At 72.7% G+C, this 24,784-nt stretch carries 24 protein-coding genes and 1 pseudogene; 16 read left to right on the forward strand and 9 right to left on the reverse strand.

What is annotated here, in order from left to right:
• Window positions 1–243: 243 nt before the first annotated feature.
• Window positions 244–1,452 (reverse strand): NAD(P)-dependent malic enzyme, encoded by a 1,209-nt coding sequence (locus tag AC3CHW_RS09995; RefSeq protein ID WP_398609246.1) that lies wholly within the window; start codon window positions 1,450–1,452, stop codon window positions 244–246.
• Between the two features lie 527 nt (window positions 1,453–1,979).
• On the opposite strand from AC3CHW_RS09995, the gene AC3CHW_RS10000 reads away from it, so the two are divergent.
• Genes AC3CHW_RS10000 through AC3CHW_RS10010 form a run of 3 tightly spaced genes read left to right on the forward strand, consistent with a single transcriptional unit; the run spans window position 1,980 to window position 4,682 of the window.
• The gene (locus tag AC3CHW_RS10000) at window positions 1,980–2,936 is read left to right on the forward strand and encodes an ABC transporter substrate-binding protein (RefSeq protein WP_488470216.1); all 957 of its coding nucleotides are present in this window, start codon (window positions 1,980–1,982) and stop codon (window positions 2,934–2,936) included.
• A gap of 40 nt (window positions 2,937–2,976) precedes the next feature.
• Window positions 2,977–3,924 (forward strand): amino acid ABC transporter permease, encoded by a 948-nt coding sequence (locus AC3CHW_RS10005; protein WP_187063605.1) that lies wholly within the window; start codon window positions 2,977–2,979, stop codon window positions 3,922–3,924.
• 5 nt (window positions 3,925–3,929) lie between these two features.
• The gene (locus tag AC3CHW_RS10010; RefSeq protein ID WP_398609407.1) at window positions 3,930–4,682 is read left to right on the forward strand and encodes an amino acid ABC transporter ATP-binding protein; all 753 of its coding nucleotides are present in this window, start codon (window positions 3,930–3,932) and stop codon (window positions 4,680–4,682) included.
• Window positions 4,683–4,953: 271 nt separating this feature from the next.
• On the opposite strand, the gene AC3CHW_RS10015 is transcribed toward AC3CHW_RS10010, so the two are convergent.
• Complete coding sequence (locus AC3CHW_RS10015; protein WP_187087737.1) at window positions 4,954–5,739, reverse strand: class I SAM-dependent methyltransferase; 786 nt, start codon at window positions 5,737–5,739, stop codon at window positions 4,954–4,956.
• A gap of 98 nt (window positions 5,740–5,837) precedes the next feature.
• Between AC3CHW_RS10015 and AC3CHW_RS10020 the strand changes: the two genes are divergently transcribed.
• A complete protein-coding gene (locus AC3CHW_RS10020; protein WP_332840269.1) occupies window positions 5,838–6,530 on the forward strand; it encodes a CGNR zinc finger domain-containing protein in 693 nt (230 codons plus the stop codon).
• Window positions 6,531–6,574: 44 nt separating this feature from the next.
• Here AC3CHW_RS10020 and sodX read toward each other — a convergent pair.
• Window positions 6,575–6,898: pseudogene (gene sodX, locus AC3CHW_RS10025) on the reverse strand (nickel-type superoxide dismutase maturation protease); the annotation flags it as partial.
• 143 nt (window positions 6,899–7,041) lie between these two features.
• Between sodX and sodN the strand changes: the two are divergent.
• Window positions 7,042–7,437 (forward strand): superoxide dismutase, Ni, encoded by a 396-nt coding sequence (sodN, locus tag AC3CHW_RS10030; protein ID WP_176164017.1) that lies wholly within the window; start codon window positions 7,042–7,044, stop codon window positions 7,435–7,437.
• A 125-nt stretch (window positions 7,438–7,562) separates the two neighbouring features.
• On the opposite strand, the gene AC3CHW_RS10035 is transcribed toward sodN, so the two are convergent.
• On the reverse strand, window positions 7,563–8,030 hold the full coding sequence (locus tag AC3CHW_RS10035; RefSeq protein WP_488470217.1) for a hypothetical protein: 468 nt from the start codon (window positions 8,028–8,030) through the stop codon (window positions 7,563–7,565).
• A gap of 209 nt (window positions 8,031–8,239) precedes the next feature.
• On the reverse strand, window positions 8,240–8,608 hold the full coding sequence (locus tag AC3CHW_RS10040; protein WP_488470218.1) for a hypothetical protein: 369 nt from the start codon (window positions 8,606–8,608) through the stop codon (window positions 8,240–8,242).
• Window positions 8,609–8,968: 360 nt separating this feature from the next.
• Here AC3CHW_RS10040 and AC3CHW_RS10045 point away from each other — a divergent pair, with 360 nt between their 5' ends.
• From AC3CHW_RS10045 to AC3CHW_RS10055, 3 genes are all read left to right on the forward strand, one after another.
• Window positions 8,969–10,237: a magnesium and cobalt transport protein CorA gene (locus AC3CHW_RS10045; RefSeq protein ID WP_488470219.1), complete on the forward strand. Its 1,269-nt coding sequence runs from the start codon at window positions 8,969–8,971 to the stop codon at window positions 10,235–10,237.
• A 247-nt stretch (window positions 10,238–10,484) separates the two neighbouring features.
• Window positions 10,485–10,781, forward strand: a complete 297-nt coding sequence (locus tag AC3CHW_RS10050) for a hypothetical protein (protein ID WP_398609260.1) — start codon at window positions 10,485–10,487, stop codon at window positions 10,779–10,781.
• A gap of 267 nt (window positions 10,782–11,048) precedes the next feature.
• Window positions 11,049–11,987, forward strand: a complete 939-nt coding sequence (locus tag AC3CHW_RS10055) for a beta-ketoacyl-ACP synthase III (RefSeq protein ID WP_187087750.1) — start codon at window positions 11,049–11,051, stop codon at window positions 11,985–11,987.
• A 201-nt stretch (window positions 11,988–12,188) separates the two neighbouring features.
• On the opposite strand, the gene AC3CHW_RS10060 is transcribed toward AC3CHW_RS10055, so the two are convergent.
• Entirely contained in the window at window positions 12,189–13,100 is a 912-nt protein-coding gene (locus AC3CHW_RS10060) for a glutaminase (protein WP_381162263.1), read from the reverse strand.
• 347 nt (window positions 13,101–13,447) lie between these two features.
• Here AC3CHW_RS10060 and AC3CHW_RS10065 point away from each other — a divergent pair, with 347 nt between their 5' ends.
• Window positions 13,448–14,038, forward strand: coding sequence for an N-acetylmuramoyl-L-alanine amidase (locus AC3CHW_RS10065; protein WP_398609261.1), 591 nt, complete (start codon window positions 13,448–13,450; stop codon window positions 14,036–14,038).
• A gap of 285 nt (window positions 14,039–14,323) precedes the next feature.
• On the forward strand, window positions 14,324–15,379 hold the full coding sequence (locus AC3CHW_RS10070) for a 1-aminocyclopropane-1-carboxylate deaminase/D-cysteine desulfhydrase (RefSeq protein ID WP_488471015.1): 1,056 nt from the start codon (window positions 14,324–14,326) through the stop codon (window positions 15,377–15,379).
• Window positions 15,380–15,408: 29 nt separating this feature from the next.
• Here the strand turns inward: AC3CHW_RS10070 and AC3CHW_RS10075 are convergent, their stop codons facing one another.
• The gene (locus AC3CHW_RS10075; RefSeq protein ID WP_488470220.1) at window positions 15,409–17,010 is read right to left on the reverse strand and encodes a Na+/H+ antiporter; all 1,602 of its coding nucleotides are present in this window, start codon (window positions 17,008–17,010) and stop codon (window positions 15,409–15,411) included.
• A 333-nt stretch (window positions 17,011–17,343) separates the two neighbouring features.
• Between AC3CHW_RS10075 and AC3CHW_RS10080 the strand changes: the two genes are divergently transcribed.
• The 4 genes from AC3CHW_RS10080 (at window position 17,344) to AC3CHW_RS10095 (ending at window position 19,912) form a co-directional block, all read left to right on the forward strand.
• Window positions 17,344–17,604 (forward strand): UBP-type zinc finger domain-containing protein, encoded by a 261-nt coding sequence (locus AC3CHW_RS10080; RefSeq protein WP_187089232.1) that lies wholly within the window; start codon window positions 17,344–17,346, stop codon window positions 17,602–17,604.
• Window positions 17,605–17,717: 113 nt separating this feature from the next.
• Window positions 17,718–18,239, forward strand: coding sequence for a GNAT family N-acetyltransferase (locus tag AC3CHW_RS10085; RefSeq protein WP_488470221.1), 522 nt, complete (start codon window positions 17,718–17,720; stop codon window positions 18,237–18,239).
• A 337-nt stretch (window positions 18,240–18,576) separates the two neighbouring features.
• The gene (locus tag AC3CHW_RS10090; protein ID WP_176164006.1) at window positions 18,577–18,990 is read left to right on the forward strand and encodes an ATP-binding protein; all 414 of its coding nucleotides are present in this window, start codon (window positions 18,577–18,579) and stop codon (window positions 18,988–18,990) included.
• 40 nt (window positions 18,991–19,030) lie between these two features.
• Complete coding sequence (locus AC3CHW_RS10095; protein ID WP_176166399.1) at window positions 19,031–19,912, forward strand: RNA polymerase sigma factor SigF; 882 nt, start codon at window positions 19,031–19,033, stop codon at window positions 19,910–19,912.
• Window positions 19,913–20,029: 117 nt separating this feature from the next.
• Here the strand turns inward: AC3CHW_RS10095 and AC3CHW_RS10100 are convergent, their stop codons facing one another.
• Entirely contained in the window at window positions 20,030–20,668 is a 639-nt protein-coding gene (locus AC3CHW_RS10100) for a hypothetical protein (RefSeq protein WP_488470222.1), read from the reverse strand.
• A 128-nt stretch (window positions 20,669–20,796) separates the two neighbouring features.
• Between AC3CHW_RS10100 and AC3CHW_RS10105 the strand changes: the two genes are divergently transcribed.
• Window positions 20,797–21,765 carry a diacylglycerol/lipid kinase family protein gene (locus AC3CHW_RS10105; RefSeq protein WP_387600263.1) on the forward strand — a complete coding sequence of 323 codons (969 nt, stop codon included), beginning with the start codon at window positions 20,797–20,799 and terminating at the stop codon, window positions 21,763–21,765.
• Window positions 21,766–22,081: 316 nt separating this feature from the next.
• The gene (locus AC3CHW_RS10110; protein ID WP_003953983.1) at window positions 22,082–22,339 is read left to right on the forward strand and encodes a WhiB family transcriptional regulator; all 258 of its coding nucleotides are present in this window, start codon (window positions 22,082–22,084) and stop codon (window positions 22,337–22,339) included.
• 711 nt (window positions 22,340–23,050) lie between these two features.
• Here the strand turns inward: AC3CHW_RS10110 and AC3CHW_RS10115 are convergent.
• Window positions 23,051–24,520 carry a sensor histidine kinase gene (locus AC3CHW_RS10115; RefSeq protein WP_398609266.1) on the reverse strand — a complete coding sequence of 490 codons (1,470 nt, stop codon included), beginning with the start codon at window positions 24,518–24,520 and terminating at the stop codon, window positions 23,051–23,053.
• Window positions 24,521–24,784 lie beyond the last annotated feature (264 nt).

Raw genomic sequence — 24,784 nt, forward strand, 5'->3', positions numbered from 1 at the left:
ACCCGCCCACGCCGGGTTGGCCTGGGCCAACGCCGCGCCGGCCCGCCTCCCCCGGCCACGCGGGGCCGCGCCCCCCCGCGCTGCCCGGCGCCCCGCGACCGCCCGGTACGCGCGCCGCGGCGTCGGCCCCCGCGCCACCGAGCGGCGCGCCCCGGCGTACGCCCTCACGTACGAGGGCGGGCCCACCCCCGGCCAGGGAGTGGGCCCGCCCCGCGGTCCGCGTACGGCTCGCGCGCGCCGCGCCTAGCGGCGGGCGACGCCCTCCGCCCGCGCGGCGGCGGCCACGGCCGCGGTGACGGCGGGGGCGACCCGCTCGTCGAAGGGTGAGGGGATCACGCGGTCGGCGCTCAACTCGTCGGCGACCACGGCGGCCAGTGCCTCGGCCGCCGCCAGCTTCATGCCCTCGGTGATCCGGGAGGCCCGGACCTGGAGGGCGCCGGCGAAGATGCCGGGGAAGGCCAGGACGTTGTTGATCTGGTTCGGGAAGTCGCTGCGGCCCGTGGCCACGACCGCGGCGTACTTGTGCGCCACGTCGGGGTGGATCTCCGGGTTCGGGTTGGCCATCGCGAAGATCATCGCGTCCTTGGCCATCGTCGCCACCGCGGACTCGGGGACCGTGCCGCCCGAGACGCCGATGAAGACGTCCGCGCCGTCCAGCGCCTGCTCAAGGGTGCCGGTCAGGCCCGCCTTGTTGGTGAAGCCGGCCAGGTCGCGCTTGACGTCGGTGAGGTCGGTGCGCTCGGCCGAGACGATGCCCTTGCGGTCGCAGACGGCGACGTCGCCGATGCCGGCCTCGACGAGGATCTTGGCGATGGCGACGCCGGCGGCGCCCGCGCCCGAGATGACGGCCCGCAGCCCGCCGATCGGCCGGCCGGTGAGCTGCGCGGCGTTGCGCAGCGCGGCCAGCGTGACGACGGCGGTGCCGTGCTGGTCGTCGTGGAAGATGGGGATGTCGACGCGCTCCTGCAGCCGGCGCTCGATCTCGAAGCACCGCGGCGCGGAGATGTCCTCCAGGTTGATGCCGCCGAAGGAGGGCGCGAGCCGGGCGACGGTGTCGACGATCTCGTCGACGTCCCGGCAGTCGAGCGCGATCGGCACCGCGTCGACGCCGCCGAACTGCTTGAAGAGGATGGCCTTGCCCTCCATGACCGGGAGGGACGCCTCCGGGCCGATGTCGCCAAGTCCGAGCACCGCGCTGCCGTCCGTCACCACGGCCACCACCTGGGACTTCCAGGTGTAGTCGTGGACGAGCTCGGGCTGTTCGGCGATCGCGCTGCACACCTTGGCGACACCGGGCGTGTACGCGAGGGACAGGTCGTCCCGGTCGCGCATCGGCACGGTCGCCTGGACGGCCATCTTGCCGCCCCGGTGCAACGCGAAGGCCGGGTCGAAGAGTTCTTCGTCCGTCGTACCGTCGCTGTCGCTGCGAGGATTCACGATCTCCGCTGCCACTTTCTTGACCCCTTTGTCGTATATCTGGTGAGGGTAGCCGCCCCCTGTGTTGCGGAGCGGGCGGGCACCGCGTCCGCCTTCCGCCCCGCGGATAACCGCGGCGGAGGTGGACGAACGCCGGGCACGCCGCACACGTGCCCTGAGCCCCGGGTGAGGGGTGTAACCGTCTTTTCTACCGGAGAAGCGCACTCCCGAACGAGTGAGTTCCGTCGCGGTGCAGCGCGGCAACCGCGCGTTAACACCGAAAGCAGGTCAATCGCTACCGAATATCCATGTACCGCGACACCGCGGCCACGCGTCGGTAGCCATTCCGTCACCCGGGCGTTTCCCGGTGCGCCGCCGAGACGTCATGTCCGACGTCGTTCGGGCACCGCACCGCGTGAGCTGCCCGTTATCCGATTTTGACCTCGCCGGCCCCCCATATGCGCTGGCCCGGATGGCAAGATGCCCCAATCACACACGGCCGCGACACCCGAAGGTGTGTGCAGGCCCCGTCGGCGCTTCCCTCATCCGCAGGAGGAACCAGTATGACCGCCAGCCGCTCTCGTCGGCCGGGCATGGCCACCCCTCGGACACCCAGGTCGGTCGCCGTCGCCGCCTTCGCGGTCACCGGCGCCCTTCTGCTGTCCGGCTGCGGCGATCAGCGGGACAAGGTGGACGGCTCCGCTTCCGGAAAGGGCCTCTTCAACAAGCTGCCAAAAAATGTCCAGAATGCGGGCGTGATCAAGGTCGGGTCGGATATCGCCTTCCCGCCGGTGGAATTCAAGAAGAGCGGACGGACCGTCGGCATCGACCCCGACCTCGCCGACGCGCTCGGCAAGGAGTTGGGCGTCCGCTTCCAGTTCGCCAACGGCACCTTCGACACCCTCCTCACCGGTCTGCGCTCCAAGCGGTACGACATCGCCATGTCGGCCATGACCGACACCAAGGAGCGCCAGGAGGGCATCGACCCCGAAAAGGGCAAGAAGGTCAGCGAGGGCGTCGACTTCGTCGACTACTTCCAGGCCGGCGTCTCGATCTACACGCGTAAGGGCAAGAACCAGTCCATCGAGACCTGGGACGACCTGTGCGGCAAGAAGATCGTCGTGCAGCGCGGCACCGTCTCCCACGACCTGGCCAAGGACCAGGCCAAGACGTGCGAGGACAAGGGCAGGGGGAAGATCGCCATCGAGGCGTTCGACAACGACGTGCAGGCCCAGACCCGCCTGCGGGCCGGCGGCGCCGACGCCGCCGCGAGCGACTTCCCGGTCGCCGCGTACGCCGTGCAGACCTCGGGCGGCGGCGACGACTTCGAGATCGTCGGCGAGCAGGTCGAGGCCGCCCCGTACGGCGTGGCGATCAGCAAGGACAACACCCAGCTCCGGGACGCCCTCAAGGCCGCCTTCGACGAGATCATCAAGAACGGCGCGTACGAGAAGGTCCTCAAGAAGTGGGGCGTCGAGGCCGGCGCCGTCACCGAGGCGAAGATCAACGGCGGCTCCTGACCGCCCCGTTCGTGACGGTTCATGCTGAAAGGCAGCACCTGTGACTGTTGACATCGACAAGGTGACGGGGCCCTCGGGCACCCCGGCTCCTGCCCCCGAGGCGATCAAGGCCATCCCGGTCCGGCACTACGGCCGCTGGATCTCGGCGGTGATCGCGCTCGGCCTGCTCGGCCTGCTCGTCAACGCCTTCGCGCAAGGCAAGGTGAACTGGGGCGCCGTCCCCGACTACTTCTTCGACAAGGACATCCTCAAGGGCGTCCGCAACACGATCTGGCTCACGATCGTCGCGATGGCGCTCGGCGTGGCCCTCGGCGTCGTGCTCGCCGTGATGCGGCTGTCGAAGAACCCGGTCACCGCGTCCATCGCCTGGGCCTACATCTGGTTCTTCCGCGGTACCCCGGTCTACGTCCAGCTCCTCCTGTGGTTCAACCTCGGCCTGGTCTTCGAGTACATCAACCTCGGACCCATCTACCAGGACGAGTGGGCGGACTTCATGACGCCGTTCCTGGCGGCGCTGCTCGGCCTCGGCCTCAACGAGGCCGCCTACATGGCGGAGATCTGCCGGGCCGGCATCCAGTCGGTGGACGAGGGGCAGACCGAGGCGTCGCACGCGTTGGGCATGAGCCAGGCCAAGACGCTGCGCCGGGTGGTGCTGCCGCAGGCGATGCGGGTGATCGTGCCGCCGACCGGCAACGAGTTCATCAACCTGCTCAAGACCACCTCACTGGTGATCGCGGTGCAGTACTACGACCTGCTCCAGGCGGCCACCAACGTCGGCCAGACCTCGGGCGGCACGGTCGAGATGCTCTTCCTGGCGGCGATCTGGTACCTGGTGGTCACCAGCGTGCTGAGCGTCGGCCAGTTCTACCTGGAGCGGCGGTTCGCCCGCGGCTCGCTGCGTCAACTGCCGCCCACGCCGTGGCAGAAGGTCAAGGCCAACGTGGGCTCGCTGAGCACCCGCGGTACGAAGGGGGGTGGCGGCGCGTGACCGCCATGGTCAAGGCCGAGGGCGTGCACAAGTCCTTCGGGCCCGTCGAGGTACTCAAGGGCATCGACCTGGAGGTCGCCCCGCGCGAGGTGTTCTGCCTCATCGGCCCCTCGGGTTCCGGCAAGTCCACGTTCCTGCGTTGCATCAACCACCTGGAGAAGATCAACGCCGGGCGGCTGTACGTCGACGGCGACCTGGTCGGCTACCGGCAGCAGGGCAACAAGCTCTACGAGCTGCGCGACCGCGAGGTCGCCGCGCAGCGCCGCGACATCGGCATGGTCTTCCAGCGCTTCAACCTCTTCCCGCACATGACCGCGGTGGAGAACGTCATGGAGGCGCCGGTCCAGGTCAAGCGGGAGTCCAGGGCGGTCGCGCGGGAGCGCGCGCTGAGGCTGCTCGACCGGGTGGGCCTGGCCGACAAGGCGGGCAACTACCCGGCCCAGCTCTCCGGCGGGCAGCAGCAGCGGGTGGCCATCGCCCGGGCGCTGGCCATGGAGCCCAAGCTGATGCTCTTCGACGAGCCGACCTCCGCGCTCGACCCGGAGCTGGTGGGCGACGTGCTCGACGTGATGCGCGACCTCGCCGAGTCCGGCATGACGATGATCGTCGTCACCCACGAGATGGGCTTCGCCCGCGAGGTCGGCGACGCGCTGGTCTTCATGGACGACGGCGCGGTGGTCGAGACCGGTCACCCGCGCGAGGTGCTGACCAACCCGCAGCACGAGCGCACGAAGTCGTTCCTGTCCAAGGTGCTGTGAGCGAAGGTGCTGTGAGCGGCCGGCGCCCGACCCGGTTACCGGCCTCCCGGAGCCCGGCGCCCGGTGCCCGGCCGGCGGCCGGGGCGGGGCGGCGCCGCGTGCGGATGAGGAGACGGACGAGACGGCGGCACGGGCCCACGCGGCCCGTGCCGCTCCCGCACGCCCACCCGTCGCACGCCCGCCCGCCGCGCGGCGTCCCCGGCTCCGGGGCGGCCGGCCACCCGCCGCGCCGCCGGCGCGGCGGGCGCCGAAATCACCGGAGTCTCCGGGCCTACTTGAGGCCGAGCACCAGGGCGTCGGTGGCCGAGCACCACACCGGGCGGGCCTCGTCGAACCCGGCCGCGCGCAGCGCCGCCACGTGCCAGTCCACCGACTCGTCGTTGCCGTCGTGGTCGTTGCTGACCTCGGTGGGGTTGTTGAAGATCTTGAACCGCTCGGCCGCGGGCCCGCCCAGCACCTCGTCGGCGGCGACCGCCCGCCACCAGTCGGCCCAGTCCTGCACGCCCTCGGCCCGCTCGCGCTCCTGCCGCGCCTTGCGGAACCGGCGCTCGGCGGCATTGATCCGGGGCGTGGACGGGACGGGCATATGGTCGGCGTTCATGAACACCCCGCCCTCCCGCACCAGCTCCGCGACCTGCCCGTACAGCGTGCTCAGCGCGTCGCTGTTCAGCCAGTGCAGCGCGGTCGCGGTGAGCACCGCGTCGTACGAGGCGTGCGGCAGCCTGCTCCGCCACTCGGGGTCCCGCAGGTCGGCGGTGACGAACTCGACGCGGCGCTCGTCCGCGAAGTACCCGCGCGCGATGGTCAGCAGCGCCGGGTCGAGGTCGACGCCGGTGCTGGTGGCCTCGGGGAAGCGGGCCAGCACGCGGTCGCTGATGCTGCCGGTGCCGCAGGCCAGGTCGAGCACGCGCGGCGCCGGGCCGACCGTCGCCTCGACCATGTCGAGCATGGCCCGGAACCGCTCCTCGCGGTCCGGCATGTACCACTCCTGCTGCCGGTCCCAACTGGCCTGCCAGGCTCGCCAGTCAGCGCCCGCAGCCGTGATCGTCTCCGTCATCGCGACCCTCCCATGACCTCTACGTAATACCCTGATAGCCACAGCAGTCATTACCCCACTGCACCGACGACCATAGACCGCCTCCGTAAGGACTACAAGTGGAACTGGCCTATTACTCGGATCTCGCCGTCCAGCTCGTCAACAGCGAGGAGCCCGAGCGCGGCACCGACGGGCTCACCTCGGTCGAGGCCGTACGGGACCTGTTCGGCCCGAGCCAGCAGGTCGCGCGGCGGGCCACCGAGGCCGACGTGACCCGGCTGCGCGGGGTGCGGGGACGACTGCGCGCCGTCTTCGAGGCGGCCGACCGAGGCGACGAGGTGCTGGCCGTCGACCTGCTCAACGCGCTGCTGCTTGAGTTCCCGGTGAGCCCGCAGATCTCGGGGCACGAGGTACGGGACGAGGACGGCCGGCCCAAGTGGCACATGCACATCGCGGACTACGCCGCCAACGCGGGCGCCAGCTACGCGGCCACCGCCTCCATGGGGCTCGCGTTCCACCTCACGGAGCTGGGCGCCGACCGGCTCGGCATCTGCGAGGCGTCGCCGTGCCGCAACGCCTACCTCGACACGTCGACGAACCGTTCGCGACGCTACTGCTCCGACCGCTGCGCCACGCGCGCGAACGTCGCCGCCTACCGGGCCCGCAAGCGCCTGGAGAGCGAGCGCTCCGGGCGCCCGGAGCGGCCGGAGCGGCCGGAGCGGCCTGCCAGCCGGCCGAGCGGCCCCCGCCCCGAGCCCACCGGCCGCACCGCCGAGGCTGCCCACGACAGCAGCCCCGCCACCGAGCGCTGACCGGCCCCCGGCGGCGGACGCAGCCGGGCCAGCGCCCGCGCCACCACCAGCTCGTCCGGGACGGCGCCGAACTCGCGACTGTCGTTGTGGACGTACGGGTTGTCCCCCTCGACCCACCAACCACCGGGCCGTCGCCCCACGACGCGCTTGACGATCAGCAGGTCCTGCGCGAACGGGTGGCGCAGCACGACCACGTCGCCGACCCGCACGCCCGCCCCGTACTGCACGACGAGCTGGTCACCCGGGCGCAGCGTGGGCACCATCGACGGGTTGTACACCTCGGCGAGACCGATCCGCAGCAGCCCGTGGCGCTCGCCGTCTTCCCCCTGCCCACGCTCGCGGCCACGCTCCTGCGTCCGCTCCGGCATCACGGCACCTCCCGGTCCGTCGCTCCATCAGTCCCGGTCCGACACCGGACTTTTGTCCTAAGCCCCCCGGGCCACCCGAGAAAAGCCTTCCCTCACGGAGTAATCTCGCACCTGAGAAGACGATCACGAGGAAGGACAGCTCTATGCTTTCCCGCCTGTTCGCCCCCAAGGTAAAGGTCAGCGCCCACTGCGACCTTCCCTGCGGCGTGTACGACCCGGCCCAGGCCCGCATCGAGGCCGAGTCGGTCAAGGCAGTCCAGGAGAAGTACCAGGCCAACGAGGACGAGCACTTCCGCGCCCGCGCCACCATCATCAAGGAGCAGCGCGCGGAGCTGGCCAAGCACCACATCTCCGTGCTGTGGAGCGACTACTTCAAGCCCCCGCACTTCGAGAAGTACCCGGAGCTGCACCAGCTCATCAACGACACCCTCAAGGCCCTGAGCGCGGCCAAGGGCTCCACCGACCCGGCCACGGGTCAGAAGGCCCTGGACTACATCGCCCAGGTGGACAAGATCTTCTGGGAGACCAAGAAGGCCTGAGCCGCCCGCCGGCTTCTTTCAGCCTCTTTTCGGCGAGCCCCCCACCAGGCGCCCGCCCACGGCTCTTCCTCGCACCCGGTTCGCCCGCTGTCATCCGTGACGGGGGGTGGGCCGGGTGCGGTCGTTCAGCGACCGGTCGCGGGCGCGCGCGTGCGCCCCGTCGCCCACACCGCCCCCGCCAGCGCGCCGGCGCTGACCGCCGACGTCGCCGCCACCGTCCGCACCGCCCGCGGTACGTCACGCACCGCCCTGCGCTCCCCGTCGGCCAGGACACACACCGTGCGCAGGGTGTGGAACTGGACCTCGTAGTCCACCGCCCCCGTCAACTGGGCCCGGCACGGGTGGTTATAGGGGAACGGGGCGGAGTCGGCCCCGCCGTCCTGTGCCACCGAGACGGTCAGCATGAGGTTCACGGCCCCCAGCGCGTAGGCGGCCGTGGCCGTCGCGGCACAGGCGAAGGCGGCGGCGGCAGCGGCGCGCCGCCAGCCGGTCCAGCGTCCGCCGCCCGGCAGAGCGGCGCGAAGACACTGGAGTACGAGGAAGACGACCACGGCGCATGCGGCGAGCAGCACCACCGGTACGAGGAAGATCACGAGTTCCCTTCGGCCGGCGCTCCACCGGCGCGGTCGTCGACCGCGACGGCGGTCGCCGTGCCACACAGCGGGCGAGGGGCGGGCTGTCCAGAAGACCATGCCGCTGGCCGAGGTCGTCACCCGGCCCGTACCACCCCTGACCGCACCGCGCGACCGCGACGAGGAGGACAGTCCGTCGCCGAAGCCGGCGGACCACGAGCCCTCCCCCGTCAGTCCTCCTCCGCCCGCCGCGGCACCACCGTGATCGTCGTCGTCTCCGAGCCGAGCGACCCGCCGCCGCTGCGCTCCACCGAGTAGGCGACGGCCACCGCCGTCTTCGCCGCCGCGAGCACCTCGGTGGGGACGACGAAGGCCATCTCGCGGCCGACCCAGGAGGTGGAGACGGGCGAGACGTCCGTGTAGAGGTCGCCGAAGGTGACCGTGATGACGTCGCCCTTGGCCATGCCCGCGTACGGCGCGACCCTGACCGTCGCCCCGTACGGCGCGTCCGTCGCCGCGAGGGCTCCGTCGACCACGTCGTCCACCTCGGGGGCGGGCAGGTGGACGCTGCTGCCGTCAGCCGCTGATAGCTCGCTCATGGCGGGGCCCTCTCCGGGAAGCCGACGATGCGGTGGCGGGCGACGACGTCGGCGTGCGCCGCCGCTCTTCGGGGTGATCTTTCCGATGCTCGGCCGCTTCGACAAGGGGGCGAGAGCGGCCTGTTGGGCTCCGCCCGATTCGTCCCGGGGAGCGGACCGGCGCGCGGGAGGCGGCTGCCCGCCGGCCATCTGGTGGCCACCGGGAGGTCGCCCGCCGCGCGCCCGCCGGGTGTCGGTCACCACGTCGCCCGGGCGTGGCGGGGCGCCGCACGGAGCCGCCCGGGCGCCGCCGCGCCGCCCCGTGGCAACCGGCACCCGGCATACTGAGCGCTCCCTCACCTCGCAGGAGCCGCCGTGTCGATGATCCGCACCCTTCGGACCGCGGTCCGCATCGGGCGGCGGCGCCCGCGCGGCGTCGACCTCAGTCATCCGGCCCGCTCGCCGCTGGGCAGCGCCGTGGTCAACTGCGCGGTCTACCGCGACGGCCAGCGCCAGCAGGGCGACCTCCCCGCCGCCGACGCCATCCGGCGGGTCCGCGAGGGCCGGCCCACCGTCCCCGCGCAGGGCGCGGGCGGGCGGAGTCGGCCACCCGGGTTCGTCTGGATCGGGCTGCACGAGCCGGCGTACGAGGAGTTCGCGGACGTCGCGGAGTTGTTCGGGCTGCACCCGTTGGCCGTGGCCAACGCCCTCCAGGCCCACCAGCGCCCGAAGGTGGAACGGTACGCGGCGGACACGCTGTTCGCCGTGTTCAAGACGGTGCGGTACGTGGGGAACGACCGGTCCACCGCGACCAGCGAGATCGTGGAGACCGGCGAGATCATGGCCTTCGTCGGGCCCGACTTCGTCATCACCATCCGGCACGGCGGACACGGCTCGCTCGGCCCGGTCCGCGAGGAGCTGGAGGCGCGGGCCGAGCTGCTGACCCACGGTCCTGCCGCCGTGCTGTACGCGATCGCCGACCACGTGGTGGACGACTACCTCGCCGTCACGGACGCCGTCCAGGACGACATCGACGCCGTGGAGAGCGAGGTGTTCGCGCCGGCGCCGCAGGGCCGCGCGCCGCGCCGCTTCGGCCGCGCCGACCGCTCCGACCCGTCCGTCAGCTCCGCCCCGTCCGACGGCTTTGACCGCTCCGTTCGCTCCGCCCGGCCCGGACACACCGGCCGCACCAGCCACACCCGCCGCACCGATGAAGTGGAGCGGATCTACCAACTCAAGCGCGAACTCCTGGAACTCAAGCGCGCCGTGGCCCCGCTCGAACGCCCGCTGCACGCCCTGGCCACCCAGCCGTCCCGGCTCGTCGACGAGGACGTACGGGCGTACCTGCGACACGTGGCCGACCGGCTGACGCGCGTGGCGGAGCAGGTCACCTCGTTCGACGACCTGCTGAACTCGATCCTGCAGGCCGGCCTCGCCCAGGTGACCGTCGCGCAGAACGAGGACCTGCGCCGGATCAGCGCCTGGGTGGCGATCATCGCCGTACCCACCATGGTCTGCGGCCTGTACGGCATGAACTTCGACCACATGCCGGAGCTCGGCTGGAGCTTCGGCTACCCGACCGCGCTGGCCTCCCTCGTCGCCCTCTGCCTCCTGCTGCACCGCGCCTTCCGCCGCAGCGGCTGGCTCTGACCCGCGCGACCCCGGCCACGGGGCCGAGCCGCCGGGCCTGATCCCGGACCCCGCCGGGCCCCAGACCGTTCACCTCCGGCCACGCCCGCGCCACCCCGCGTCCACCGGCGGCCCTGAACATGCGTACGAGGAACGCCGTGCCGCGACGGCCCGTACGGCACCGTGCCGCCGTCCGCGCCCCGCTCGGCAGGCGCCCGCAGTGCCACCCCGCCCCAGCCGCGCCCCACGCGAGACGAGAGAACCACCGATGGCCTTACACCGCCGCATCGGGCGGCTCGGCCCCGCCGCCGTCACCCTGGCGGCGCTGGCCGGGCTCTCCGGCACCATCGCCCTCACCGCCACCGCCGCCCCGCCCGCCGGCACGGGCCGTCACCTGCCGACCGACGACCGCACCGGCGCACACACCGACGTACACACCGGCGACGCGCCCACCGCCTCGGGCGGCGGCACGCACGCGGGCGGCCACCGCGGGGCGCCCCATCGGGTGGCCCCCTCCGGCGGGCCCGTCGGCGCCGCTTCCTCCCGGGCCGCGAGCGCGCCGTAGTCGGCCGTCACCCCCGCCACGCCAGGCTCAGGGGGACGACTCACCGACGGTCGAGAGACATCTGGCCGAACGCGGCACCACATCCAAAGGGCACGCACCACCATTCATGACTGCCGAAGACTCCATATCTCGCCCCGGAACATTGGCGGATCGCACGCCTACGCCTCGGCACGCGGCCCGCAGACTGGTAGGCACTGCAACGGTGGGACGACGCCACTGACGTCCCCCTGCGTCCCGCCGCCAGCTCGGAGAAAGGGGCGCGTCCGCATGTCCGGCTCACGCGTACTGGCCCTCGGCCATTACCAGCCCACCAGGGTGCTCACCAACGACGACCTGGCGAGGATGGTGGACACCAGCGACGAGTGGATTCGCAGCAGGGTCGGCATCCGGACCCGCCACATCATCGGCCCCGACGAGAGCGTCGACATGATGGCGGCACAGGCGGCGGCCAAGGCACTGGCGAGCAGCGGCCTCGCGCCCGCCGAGATCGACCTGGTGCTGGTCGCCACCTGCACGGCGGAAGGCCGCAGCCCCAACACGGCCGCCCGGGTCGCCGCCCGGCTCGGGCTCGGCTCGCCGGCCCTGATGGACATCAACGTCGTGTGCGCCGGCTTCACCCACGCCCTGGCCACCGCCGATCACGCGCTGCGCGCCGGATCCGCGACGAAGGCGCTGGTCATCGGGGCCGAGGCGTTCACGTCGGTCGCCGACTGGACCGACCGCTCGACGTGCGTGCTCGTCGGGGACGGCGCGGGCGCCGCCGTGGTCGTGGCCTCCGAGGAACCGGGCATCGGCCCGGTGCTGTGGGGCTCGATGCCACGGATGAGCGACGCCGTACGGATCGAGGGCAGCCCCACCCGGTTCTCCCAGGAGGGCCAGAGCGTCTACCGCTGGGCCACCACGCAACTGCCGCCGCTGGCCAGGGCCGCCTGCCAGCGGGCCGGCATCGAGCCCGAGGACCTCGGGGCCGTGGTGCTCCACCAGGCGAACCTGCGGATCATCGAGCCGGTGGCGCGCAAGCTCGGCGCCGTCAACGCCGTGATCGCCCGGGACGTCGTGGACTCCGGCAACACCTCGGCGGCCAGCATCCCGCTGGCCCTGTCCAAGCTGGTCGAGCGCCGCGAGATCCCACCGGGCGCGCCGACGCTGCTGTTCGGCTTCGGCGGCAACCTCTCGTACGCCGGCCAGGTCATCGCCTGCCCCTGACGCCGGGCCCCGGCCACGGGGCCTGACCGGGCCGACCCGTCCCCGCTGAGGTCCGGGCCCGGGCCGGGCCGCCGGCCGGCGCGGGGCCCGCGTCAGCGCGCGGGGCGCGGGGCGCGGGCTCGCCGTACGGGACAGAGGCTGAGCTCTGGGGGTGCGGGCTCAGCGCCCGGGCCAGCGGGTGAGCGCGCGGGGCGCGCGGGCTCAGAACACCGACCAGCCCGTGAGCGTGGTGAAGTGGTCGAGGGCGGCGACCCCGGCCACCGAGTTGCCGCGCTCGTCCAGGCCGGGACTCCACACGCACAGCGTGCACCGCCCGGGGATGACCGCGACGATGCCGCCCCCGACGCCGCTCTTGCCCGGTAGCCCGACCCGGTAGGCGAAGTTGCCCGCCGCGTCGTAGGTGCCGCAGGTCAGCATGACCGCGTTGACCTGCTTGGCCTCGCGCCGCGACAGCAGCCTGCCGCCGTCGGCGCGCAGCCCGTGGCGGGCCAGGAAACCGCCGGCCAGTGCGAGGTCACGGCAGCTCATCCGGATCGAGCACTGCCAGAAGTAGTGCTGCAACACCGTGGGCACGGGATTCTCCAGGTTGCCGTAGCTGGCCATGAAGTGCGCCAGGGCGGCGTTGCGGTCGCCGTGCTCGGTTTCGGAGAGCGCGACGGCCGGGTCGAAGGCCAGGTCCGGGTTGTCGCTCTCGGCCCGCAGGAAGTCCAGGAGCGTGGTGCTCGCGTCGTCGGTGAGGGTCTGCAACCGGTCGGTGACGACCAGCGCCCCGGCGTTGATGAACGGGTTGCGCGGCACGCCGTTCTCGTATTCGAGCTGCACCAGCGAGTTGAACGCGTTGCCGGACGGCTCCCTGCCGACCCGCTGCCAGATCGCCTCGCCGTCCCGCGCCAGGACCAGCGCCAGGCTGAAGGTCTTGGAGATGGACTGGACGGAGAACGGTTCCTCCCAGTCCCCCACCCCGTAGACGTCGCCGTTCATGTCGGCGACCGCCATCCCGAACTGCCCGGCGTCGACTGCGGCGAGGGCCGGTATGTACTGCGCCACCTGCCCCTGGCCCACCTGCGACCGGACCGCGGCGGCCACCACTTCCAACGCTCCCTGGTAGTCCACGTGCCCCCCGTGCTGTCGTGCGTACTGTCGTGTCCGTGCTCGCGGTGGCACCGCGGTGCGGGCGCGCCCCGGGCGGGCTCGCCGCGGGACGTCGGCGCCATCATGCACTGCGTGGCACCACCCACCACACCGGCGTACGCCCCTGGGGCACACGCCCCCCGATCCACCCATCCGCCAACGGACAGCACCCCGCCCACCTGGGCCGGAGCCCACCGCGCACCGGGCCCGGCGGCCAAAACGGTTCGCACTGCCTCCGAACGGCTAGTCCGACGCCGAACGTTCCGGTACAAGCAGGTCATAGAGGCGGTTCGCGATCGGCGACCGCCGCGCACCGAACGGAGGCGGCCATGTCCCCACCCATGTCCGCGCGGGACTTCATCAACGCGCTGCGCGACGAGGGCCTACGGGTCAGGGAAGTCGGCGACTGGGAACACCACAACCGCGACCACAAGGGCCCCTGGGGCCCGGTGCACGGCGTCATGATCCACCACACCGTCACCTCGGGGGCCGAGGAGACGGTCGACCTGTGCCGCGACGGCCATCCGAGCCTGCCCGGCCCGCTGTGCCACGGCGTGATCACCAAGGACGGCACGGTGCACCTGGTCGGCTACGGCCGCGCCAACCACGCGGGGTCCGGCGACGACGACGTCCTGCGGGCCGTGATCGCCGAGAAGCGCCTCCCGCCCGACAACGAGAGCAACACCGACGGCAACCGCCACTTCTACGGCTTCGAGTGCGAGAACCTGGGCGACGGCGAGGACCCCTGGCCTGCGGCGCAACTGGAGGCCATCGAGCGCGCCGCCGCGGCCGTGTGCCGCCAGCACGGATGGACCGAGCGATCGGTCATCGGCCACCTCGAATGGCAGCCCGGCAAGGTGGACCCCAAGGGCTTCACCATGGACGAGATGCGGGAACGCGTCGGGGAACGACTGAAGTAGCGCACCGGGCACAGCACCGCCGCGCCCCCACCACCCCGGCGCTGTGCCCACCCGAGCACCCCGCCCCGGCGGCCCCGCCACGGCGGCCCCCGCCACGGACCCCGGTGCCCCCGCCACGGACCGGCCGGACGCGCGGCGGCGGGCCACCCGGACGCCTGGCAGCGGGCCGGGCCGGGCCCGACCGACAATGGGACGGTGAGCAACGCCTCCGGCCGGCCCCAGCCGCCCCCGCACCCCGACCACGCCCCTGGCTCGCGCCCCGCCGCCGACCGTGCCGGTGCGCGGATCGACGCGCTGCGGCCCGCGCTGCCGTCGCCGCTCCAGGCCGTGGCCGACGCGCGGTTCGCCCGCCGTGGCGTGCGTCTGCTGCTCAAGCGGGACGACCTGATCCACCCGGACCTGCCCGGCAACAAGTGGCGCAAGCTGGAGCTGAACCTGCGCGCCGCCGCCGCGACCGGCCCGCGCCCCCTGCTGACGTTCGGCGGCGCCTACTCCAACCACCTGCGCGCGACGGCCGCCGCCGGCCGCCTCCTGGGCCTGGCCACCATCGGCGTCGTACGCGGCGACGAGCTGGCCGACCGGCCGCTCAACCCGGTCCTCGCGCGGTGCGTCGCCGACGGCATGCGCCTGCACTTCCTCACCCGGTCCGCCTACCGGCGCAAGGCCGAGCCCGAGGTGCGCGAGGCCCTGCGCGCGCGGTTCGGCGACTGCTACGTCATACCCGAGGGCGGCAGCAACGCCCTGGCCGCCACCGGCTGCCGGACGCTCGGCCGCGAGCTGCGCGCGGCCCTCGACCCGGCCGACGGCCCGCACGTCGTCGGCGTCGCCTGCGGCACCGGCGGCACCCTGGCCGGCCTCGCCGCCGGTCTCGCCGACCACCCCCCGCCGGCCGATCCCGCGACCGGCCCCACGGTCGATCCCCCGGTCGAGCAGGCCACCGACCAGACCACCGAGCAGGCCGCCGAGCGCGCCGCCGACAGCGCCACCGACCGCGCCACCGAACGGGCCGCCGGCTCCGGGCCACGTCCGCGGGCCATCGGGTTTCCCGTGCTCAGGGGCGACTTCCTGGCGGCGGAGATCCTCGCGCTCCAGACCGAGGCGTTCGGCGCCCGGGTCGGCGACTGGGAGCTGGACGGCCGGTTCCACTGCGGCGGGTACGCGCGGACGACGCCGGAACTCGACGCGTTCGCCGCGGACTTCGCCGACCGACACGGCCTGGTTCTGGACCGCGTCTACGTCGCCAAGCTGCTCTACGGCCTGACCTCCCTGGTCGAAGCGGGCGCCATCGCCGGCGGCAGCACCGTCACCGCGGTCATCACGGGCCCGGCCCCCGCGCCGTAGACCGACGCCCCCCCGTGCCCGGGGCGGTGCTACTCGCCCTCCCCCTCGCGGTAGGCAGCCGCCTCCTCCAGGTCCAACCGGCGCAGCAGCGTCCGCAGCATCTCGTCGTCGATGCGCCGCTCGTCCCGCAGCCGCACGAACACCTTCCGCTCCGTCTCGATGACCTCGCGCGAGAGCCGCCGGTAGGTCTCGTCCGCCGACTCGCCCGTCGCTTCGCTCACCGTGCCGAGCCGCTCCCAGACGGCGTTGCGGCGCCGTTCCACGACCGTGCGCAGCCGGTCGGCCAGCGGCTGCGGCAACTGGTTGCGCTCGTCGGCCAGCAACTCCGCCAGCCGCTCCTCGGCCGCCTGGGACGCCGCGCTCTGCGCCTGCGCCTCGGCCAGCGTCTCGGCCTGTACGTCGCGCCCGGGCAGCCGCAGCGCGCGGATCAGTGCCGGGAGCGTCAGCCCCTGTACGACCAGGGTGGCGATCACCGTGCTGAAGGTGAGCAGCAGTACGAGGTCACGGGCCGGGAAGTGGTCCCCGCCGTGCGCGGCGGTGGGGATGGAGAACGCGATGGCCAGCGACACGACGCCGCGCATCCCGGCCCAGCCCACGATGGTCGGCGCGGTCCAGTTCACGTCGGGCTCGCGCCGCCTGATCCGCGCCGAGAGCAGGCGGGGCACGAAGGTGGCCGGGAAGACCCAGAGGTAGCGCACCACCACCACGGCCAGGAACACCGCCAGGGCGTACCAGAGCAGCTCGCCGGCCCCGTACCCGTCGAGCCCCCGCAGCACGACCGGTAGTTGCAGCCCGATCAGCGCGAAGACCGCCGACTCCAGGACGAAGGAGACCATCGCCCACACCGCGCGCTCCTGCAACCTGGTCGCGAAGTCCACCTGCCAGAGCTGGTGCCCCAGGTGCAGCGCCACGACCACCACGGCCAGCACCCCCGACGCCTCGACCTGCTCGGCGACCGCGTACGCCACGAACGGGATGAGCAGCGAGAGCGTGTTCTGCAACAGCGGCTCGGTGAGCCGGGTACGCAGCCAGTGCAGCGGCACCATCAGCACCACCCCGACGCCGACCCCGCCCACCGCGGCGACCAGGAACTCCCGCAGGCCCGAGCCCCACGTGGCGCCCGTGCCGACCGCTGCGGCCAGCGCGACCTTGTACGCCGTGATCGCGGTCGCGTCATTGACCAGCGACTCGCCCTGCAGGATCGTCGTGATCCGGGAGGGCAACCCCGCCTTGCGCGCGATGGCGGTCGCGGCCACCGCGTCCGGCGGCGCGATCACCGCGCCGAGCACCAGCGCCGAGGTCAGCGGCAGGTCCGGCACCACGAGGTAGGCGATCCAGCCGACGGCCAGCGTCGCGAACAGCACGTAGCCGACCGAGAGCAGCGCGACCGACCGCGCGTTGGCGCGCAGGTCCAGGTAGGAGCTGTCCAGCGCGGCCGTGTGCAGCAGGGGCGGCAGCAGCAGCGGCAGCACGACGTGCGGATCGAGCACGTACGCGGGCACGCCGGGCACGTACGAGGCCACCAGTCCGGCCGCGACCAGCAGCAGCGGCCCCGGCACGGAGGTGCGCCGCGCCGCGCCGGCGATCGCCGCGCTGCCCGCGATCAGCATCAACAGGGGAACGACGTCCATCGGCCCAGGCCCCTCCCATCTCGCGACCCGTACGTCCCGCACGGCTCTGACGGCCCATGCATCCCCCACGTCACGCGGCTGCACCCGCCCCGCGCGCCCGAACAGCCGCGAACACTCCGCCCCTTTCCAGCCACCCCGGCCACGCCCACGCCACACCTGCCGGCGCCCGCGGGGTTCCCGCCCCGGCGCCGTCACCGCCCCCGGCCGCCCGACCACCGGCTGGTCGGGGCGTGTACCGCCGCACCGCCGGCGACCGCGCACGCCCGGCGCCCCACGCCGCCCGGCCACGCCGCCGCCCGCCCTCACCCGACGAAGCGACCTAATCTGGCCACCATGAGCGAATGCGCCCACGTCACCGAGCTGCCGCACCCCGAGCCCGCCGCGCAGAGCGAGACCTGCCCGGAGTGCGTCGCGGCCGGCACCCACCCCGTCCACCTGCGACTCTGCCTGACCTGCGGCCACGTCGGCTGTTGCGATTCCTCCCCGCGCAGGCACGCGTCGGCCCACCACGCGGCCACTGGCCACCCCGTCATGCGCTCCTTCGAACCGAACGAGGACTGGCGCTGGTGCTTCGTCGACCAGACCCTCGTCTGAACCCCTCGCCCGCCCCGAACGGCCCCCACGAGGCACCGCACGACGCACCCCCGGCCGGCCCGTGACCTGGCCCGACCCGCCGACTGTCAGAGGCTCCCGCTACCTTTGGCCGCATGATCCGACCTGCAACGCCCGCCGACGTCCCCGTGATCCACGCGATGATCCGCGAGCTCGCGGAGTACGAGCGCGAGCCGGACGCGGCCAAGGCCACCGAGGAGCAGCTTCACGACGCGCTGTTCGGCGCGCATCCGGCGGTCTTCGGGCTGATAGCCGAGCAGCCCACCGAGCCGGCGGCCGGCGCGGCGGGCCCCGGCGCGAGCGAGCCGGTCGGCTTCGCCCTGTGGTTCCGCAACTTCTCCACCTGGACCGGCACCCACGGCGTCTACCTGGAGGACCTGTACGTCCGCCCGGAGGCGCGCGGTGGCGGCCACGGCAAGGCGCTGCTGGCCGAGCTGGCGCGGATCTGCGTGGAGCGCGGATACGAGCGCTGCGAATGGTCGGTCCTCGACTGGAACGCGCCGTCGATCGCGTTCTACGAGTCCATCGGCGCGAAGGCGATGGACGAGTGGACGGTGCGACGACTGACCGGCGCCCCGCTGCGGGAGCTCGCGGCGTTCGCCGAGAAGAACGGCTGACCTCTCCCGCCACCCCGCGCTGACCAGGCACGATGCCGTTGAGGCCCGGCGCGGACGGCGGGCGGGGTGAGCAACGCGACGCCATCTCTTTCGATTTGAGGCCGCCAACCCCTAGCCACTGTGCGTACTCATATGCTTACCATGAGTGACAGTCGCGTGCCTCTGGCCCCGTACTCACCCTGGGCGAGCCATGCTCCGTCCGGGCGACACGAGGCCACAGATCGCGATAGCGTCGCAGGCGAACCGTGTGCCGCGCCGGATCGTCCCCCTCCACCATAAGGGCTGACGGCCGGCGTTCATATCAGCTCAACCAGCTTGTGTCACCTTGGAGGTGAGGGTGTCCCAGATCGCAGGCGAGCCCGGGACCCAGGACTTCGTGGAAGTCCGGTTGCCCGCTGAGGGTGCCTACCTGTCGGTGCTGCGTACGGCCACAGCCGGCCTAGCGGCCCGTTTGGACTTCACCCTCGACGAGATCGAGGACCTGCGCATCGCCGTAGACGAAGCGTGCGCGATCCTCCTGCAACAAGCGGTTCCCGGCAGCGTCCTCAGTTGTGTTTTCCGATTGGTCGGCGACGCGCTACGGGTGACCGTCTCAGCGCCCACCACCGACGGCCGCGCTCCCGAGCGCGACACCTTCGCCTGGACGGTGCTCTCCGCGCTGGCCGGCGAGGTCGACTCGACGGTCGCCGAGGACCGGACGGTCAGCATCAGCCTGCACAAGAAGCGCGGCGCCGGGCCCGGGCAGCCGTAACGGAAAGGGGGGCTCCGTGAGTACTGCATCATCGCGGGGGGTGCGCGCCCCGGCCATCCCGCAGCAGCCGGACGGGCCGCATCCCGCGGACCCGGAGCCGACCGGCGACGGACCAGAGCGGGCGGACCACATGGATCAGCACCAGCACGAGCAGCGGACCCACGATCCACAGGACCGAAGCGGCGCGCGAGCGATGTTCATAGAGCTGCGCGAGCTCCCCGACGGTTCTCCTGAGCGTGCCGAACTCCGCAACAGCCTCGTGCGCATGCACCTCCCCTTGGTAGAGCACCTCGCGCGCCGCTTCCGCAACCGCGGGGAGCCCCTCGACGACCTCACCCAGGTCGCCACCATCGGACTGATCAAGTCGGTCGACCGGTTCGACCCCGACCGTGGCGTGGAGTTCTCCACGTACGCGACGCCCACGGTCGTCGGCGAGATCAAGCGCCACTTCCGTGACAAGGGCTGGGCCGTGCGCGTGCCGCGGCGGCTCCAGGAGCTGCGGCTGGCCCTGACCACGGCGACCGCGGAGCTGTCCCAGCGACACGGCCGCGCCCCCACCGTGCACGAGCTGGCCGAGCACCTCGGCATCTCGGAGGAGGAGGTCCTGGAGGGGTTGGAGTCCGCCAACGCCTACAGCACCCTCTCGCTCGACGTCCCCGACACGGACGACGAGTCCCCCGCCGTGGCCGACACCCTCGGCGCCGAGGACGAGGCCCTGGAGGGCGTGGAGTACCGGGAGTCCCTCAAGCCGCTGCTTGAGGACCTGCCGCCGCGCGAGAAGAAGATCCTGCTGCTGCGCTTCTTCGGCAACATGACCCAGTCGCAGATCGCCCAGGAGGTCGGCATCTCCCAGATGCACGTCTCCCGACTCCTCGCGCGCACCCTCGCCCAGCTTCGGGAGAAGCTGCTCGTCGAGGAGTAGACGCGCCGCGTCCGGCGACCGGCGGCCCTGCCCAGCAGGGACGCCGGAGCCGCGGCCCGCGCGCCACTGACGGGCGCGCCAGCGGTGTCCGGCGGTGACGTGCGGCCAGGCGGTTCGTCACGCGTCCCGTGGCCCGATGCCGAGCGCCTCGGTCGCCGTGGGGTTGACGAGCAGCACGAGGGCCGCGAGGGCCACCACGCCGATGGCGATCCCGCCCGCGATCAGCGCGCCACCTGAGTTGATCAGCGTCCAGGCCACGGGCAACGCCATGATCTGCGTGATCATCGCCGGCCCCCGACTCCAGCGCCTGCGCAGCCACAGCCCGCGCGCGGCCACCAGCGGCAGCGCCGCCAGCGCGAAGAAGACCACCGCGAGGATCTCCGTCTGCTTCGGGCTGTCCGGATCGCCGGCCAGGCCCATCACCATCAGGTAGACCCCGTACGCGGCGAGCAGCGCGCCCTCGGCTGCGGTGATGACCGCGGCGCCGGTGAGCCGGGCCGGTCGCGGCCCGGACGGCGCCTGCGGCGCGGCCGACGCCCCCTGCGCGGCCGATGCGCCCGGCTCCCCGCCTTGCCCCGCCGCACGCCCGCCCGCCGGGTCGCCGGCCCGGGCGGGTGTGACCGAGGACTCGTCCTGCGCGGCCGGCTGGGGCGCGGCCTGGCTCGCGGCGGCCTTCTTGGCCGGTCGCGTCTTCCCGGCCGCTGCCGCGGGCTTCCTGCCGCGCTGCGCGGGGCGGCGGTTCTGCTTGCTGCTCACCCCAGCAGGGTAGTGCGTCGGCGACCTCCCACCACGGGGCCGCCGGGGGCCGGCCCGTGCCGGCCCGCGGCCGTGCAACCACACCCAGGGGGTGGGGGCGGTATGAGCAGGTAGGTAGTCTGCATCGCATGCGCGCGCTCCTCGTGGTCAACCCGGCAGCAACCACCACCAGTGCCCGCACCCGTGATGTGCTGATCCACGCACTCGCCAGCGACCTCAAGCTGGAGGTCGCGAACACGGAGTACCGGGGGCACGCCCGCGATCTGGCCCGCCGGGCGGCCGAGAGCGGCACGTACGACGTGGTGGTGGCCCTCGGCGGCGACGGCACGGTCAACGAGGTGGTCAACGGGTTGCTGCACCACGGGCCTGCGCCGAGCGACCTGCCGCGGCTGGCCGTGGTCCCGGGCGGCTCCACCAACGTCTTCGCGCGGGCGCTGGGCCTGCCCAACCACGTCGTGGAGGCGACCGGCGCCCTGCTCGCCGCGCTCCGCGAAGGCAGCGAACGCACGGTGGGCCTCGGTCTCGCGGCCGGCACCCCCGGCACCGCGGACGAGGCCGTGCCGGCGCGCTGGTTCACCTTCTGCGCGGGCTTCGGGTTCGACGCCGGGGTCATCGGCCGGGTCGAGCAGCAACGCGAGCGCGGCAAACGCTCGACCCACGCGCTGTACGTGCGGCAGGCGCTGCGGCAGTTCTTCGGCGAGCCACACCGCCGGCAGGGCACCATCACGATCGAACGGCCGGGCGAGGACCCCATCACCGACCTGGCACTGTCGATAGTCTGCAACACCTCACCGTGGACCTTCTTCGGCAACCGCCCGATCTACGCGTCGCCCAAGGCGTCCTTCGACACCGGCCTCGACGTGCTCGGACTGACCAAGCTGACGACCCCGGCGGTGACGCGTTACGCGACCCACCTGCTGACGTCAACGCCCGAGCGCGGACCGCACGGCAAGCACGCGGTGTCACTGCACGACCTCGCCGACTTCACCTTGCAATCACAGGCGCCGCTCCCCCTCCAGATGGACGGTGACCACCTGGGACTGCGTACGAGCGTGACGTTCACAGGCGTACGGCATGCACTGCGTGTGATTGTGTGAGTGGCAGGGCCAAAACTCCTTCCACTCGAACGTTTAGCCTGGCTTCCACCCTGTGGAAGTACGGCTGTGACTGAGGCGACACCGTGGATTCAAAAAAAACTTTCCGGAAGGGGTTGTATCCGCCGCCGAGGTTTGCGAGTCTCTTCATGGCGATCGGGACGGCCGCACCAGGCCCCCTTGAGAGCCCGAATCCCCCTCCTTATGACTTCAGGTCCGCACCGGGCAACTGGGCGGCGGCCCTTCCGTTGCGGGGGGATTCGTGAAAGCGTTCACATTCACAAGCAATGAACCCGCAATACGAGGAGATGGAGCAGCCATGGACTGGCGTCACAACGCCGTTTGCCGCGAGGAAGACCCCGAGCTGTTCTTCCCCATCGGCAACACCGGTCCTGCGCTGCTGCAGATCGAGGAAGCCAAGGCCGTCTGCCGTCGCTGCCCCGTCATGGAGCAGTGCCTGCAGTGGGCGCTGGAGTCCGGCCAGGACTCCGGCGTCTGGGGTGGCCTCAGCGAGGACGAGCGCCGCGCGATGAAGCGCCGCGCCGCTCGCAACCGGGCGCGCAACGCCAGCGCCTGACCCGCAGCCCCTCGGCCCCCGAGCCGCAGCGCGCAGTACCCCCGATGCTCTGCCAGGCTCCGCCCCCGGTCCCAGGACCGGGAGGTGCCAAGGGCGGTGCCCCCACAGCAACGTGAGCTTTGAGCCCCGGACCAGATGGGTCCGGGGCTCAGTGCTGTGCGCACTCACCCTGCCCCACGGGCCCGCCGCGCGTGCCCTCCGCCGCCGCCGCGCGGCGCGCCACACCGCGCGAACCGCCGGATGCGGGGTCAGATTCCGTACGCCGGAGCACGTGGCGACCGTCGTACCGCTGACGTGATGTCCGGACAGCGGCGCCGCGCGACGGCCCGCGCACGGTTAGGACGGCGTTGGCGTAGGCAACGGTCCGATATCGATCGGCGGTGCGTCCGCACGCGAACCCGGCGGGCGACCGCCGCGCGCACCCGCCGATCGGCCATCCGGGGCCCCGCGCGGCGCCGCCGCCCATAACGAATGGGCGACTTTGCCTGACGCGTCGTCAACTTCGCGTGTCGCTCTCGCTCCCGCGTACATCCATAGGCCACACGAACACCATTCGGCCGCGCGTGCGCCGCTCATGCCCGCGAACACCGTTGCCGAGGCGTGCCGCGCGCGTTCGAGGCGCGCGGCACGGGTCGGCCTCCCGCCGGCCGCGGTACCAGGCGAGCCGAGGCGTGGACGGGGGCCGGCCCCCGGTGCCCAGCGCCGCTGGCGTCAGTTCTTCTCCGCGCGCACCGGCAGGTCGAGGACGACCCGGGCGCCGCCCGTGGGGGCCGGGACCATGGTGAAGGTGCCGCCCAACTCCCCTTCCACCAGGGTCCGTACGATCTGGAGGCCGAGGTTCCCCGCCTCGCGGGGGTCGAAGCCCTCGGGCAGGCCGCGCCCGTCGTCCTGCACGGTGACCAGCAGGCGGCCTTCGGTCCGGGTGCCGCCGCGGACCGCGCCGACCTCGACCGTGCCGTGCTCGCCCGGGCCGAAGCCGTGCTCAAGGGCGTTCTGCAGCACCTCGGTGAGGACCATCGCGAGGGGCGTGGCGACCTCGGCGTCGAGGATGCCGAACCGTCCGGTGCGCCGGCCGGCGACGGTGCCGGGCGCGATCTCCGCGACCATCGCCAGCACCCGGTCGGCGATCTCGTCGAACTCGACGCGCTCGTCCAGGTTCTGCGACAGCGTCTCGTGCACGATCGCGATCGAACCCACCCTGCGCACCGCCTCGTTGAGCGCTTCGCGCCCCTGTTCCGAGTCCATCCGCCGGGCTTGGAGGCGCAGCAGGGCGGCCACGGTCTGCAGGTTGTTCTTCACCCGGTGGTGGATCTCGCGGATCGTGGCGTCCTTGGTGATCAGCTCCCGCTCCCTGCGCCGCAGTTCGGTGACGTCGCGCAGCAGCACGAGCGAGCCGATGTGGGAGCCCTTGGGCTTGAGCGGGATGGCTCGCACCTGGATGACGCCCTCGTCGCCCTCCACCTCGAACTCGCGCGGTGCCCAGCCGCTCGCCAACTTGACCAGCGCCTCGTCCACCGGGCCACGGGCGGGGGCGAGTTCGGCGGTGGTGCGGCCGAGGTGGTGCCCGACCAGGTCGGCGGCGAGGCCGAGCCGGTGGTAGGCGGAGAGGGCGTTGGGGCTCGCGTACTGCACGAGGCCCTCCGCGTCGAGCCGGATCAGCCCGTCTCCCGCGCGCGGCGAGGCGTCCATGTCCACCTGCTGGCCGGGGAACGGGAAGGCGCCGGCGGCGATCATCTGGGCGAGGTCGGAGGCGCTCTGCAGGTACGTGAGCTCCAGCCGGCTCGGGGTCCGCACGGTGAGCAGGTTGGTGTTGCGGGCGATGACGCCGAGCACCCGGCCGTCGCGGCGGACCGGGATCGACTCCACCCGCACCGGTACCTCCTCGCGCCACTCCGGGTCCCCCTCGCGCACGATCCGCCCCTCGTCGAGCGCGGCGTCCAGCATCGGCCGGCGTCCGCGCGGGACGAGGTGTCCCACCATGTCGTCCTGGTACGAGGTCGGCCCGGTGTTGGGCCGCATCTGGGCGACCGAGACGTACCGCGTCCCGTCCCGGGTGGGCACCCAGAGCACGAGGTCGGCGAAGGACAGGTCGGAGAGCAGTTGCCACTCCGAAACCAGCAGGTGGAGCCACTCGAGGTCGGAGTCGTCCAGAGCGGTGTGCTGGCGTACGAGATCGTTCATGGAGGGCACCCGGCGAGCCTACCCGGGCCCTCCCACGAGCCAGTCCGCGCACAGCCGTAGACAGCGGAGAATGGTCTAGTCCACAATGGGCCGTACACGACCTCCACTCTCCCCGCACAGGAGAGTGGACCGAGGCTCACGGCGCTCTCTGCCCTGACCGCGCCGAAGCCTCAGGTCGGCCGAACCGGCCGATGCAACTCCGGGCTGCGGTGCCGGGCGGGTTGAGGGTCCCGCCCTGGCGCCGCGGCCCGCGGGTCTTCTCCG

Source organism: Streptomyces sp. MGP-BFMKR1 (assembly GCF_057766585.1).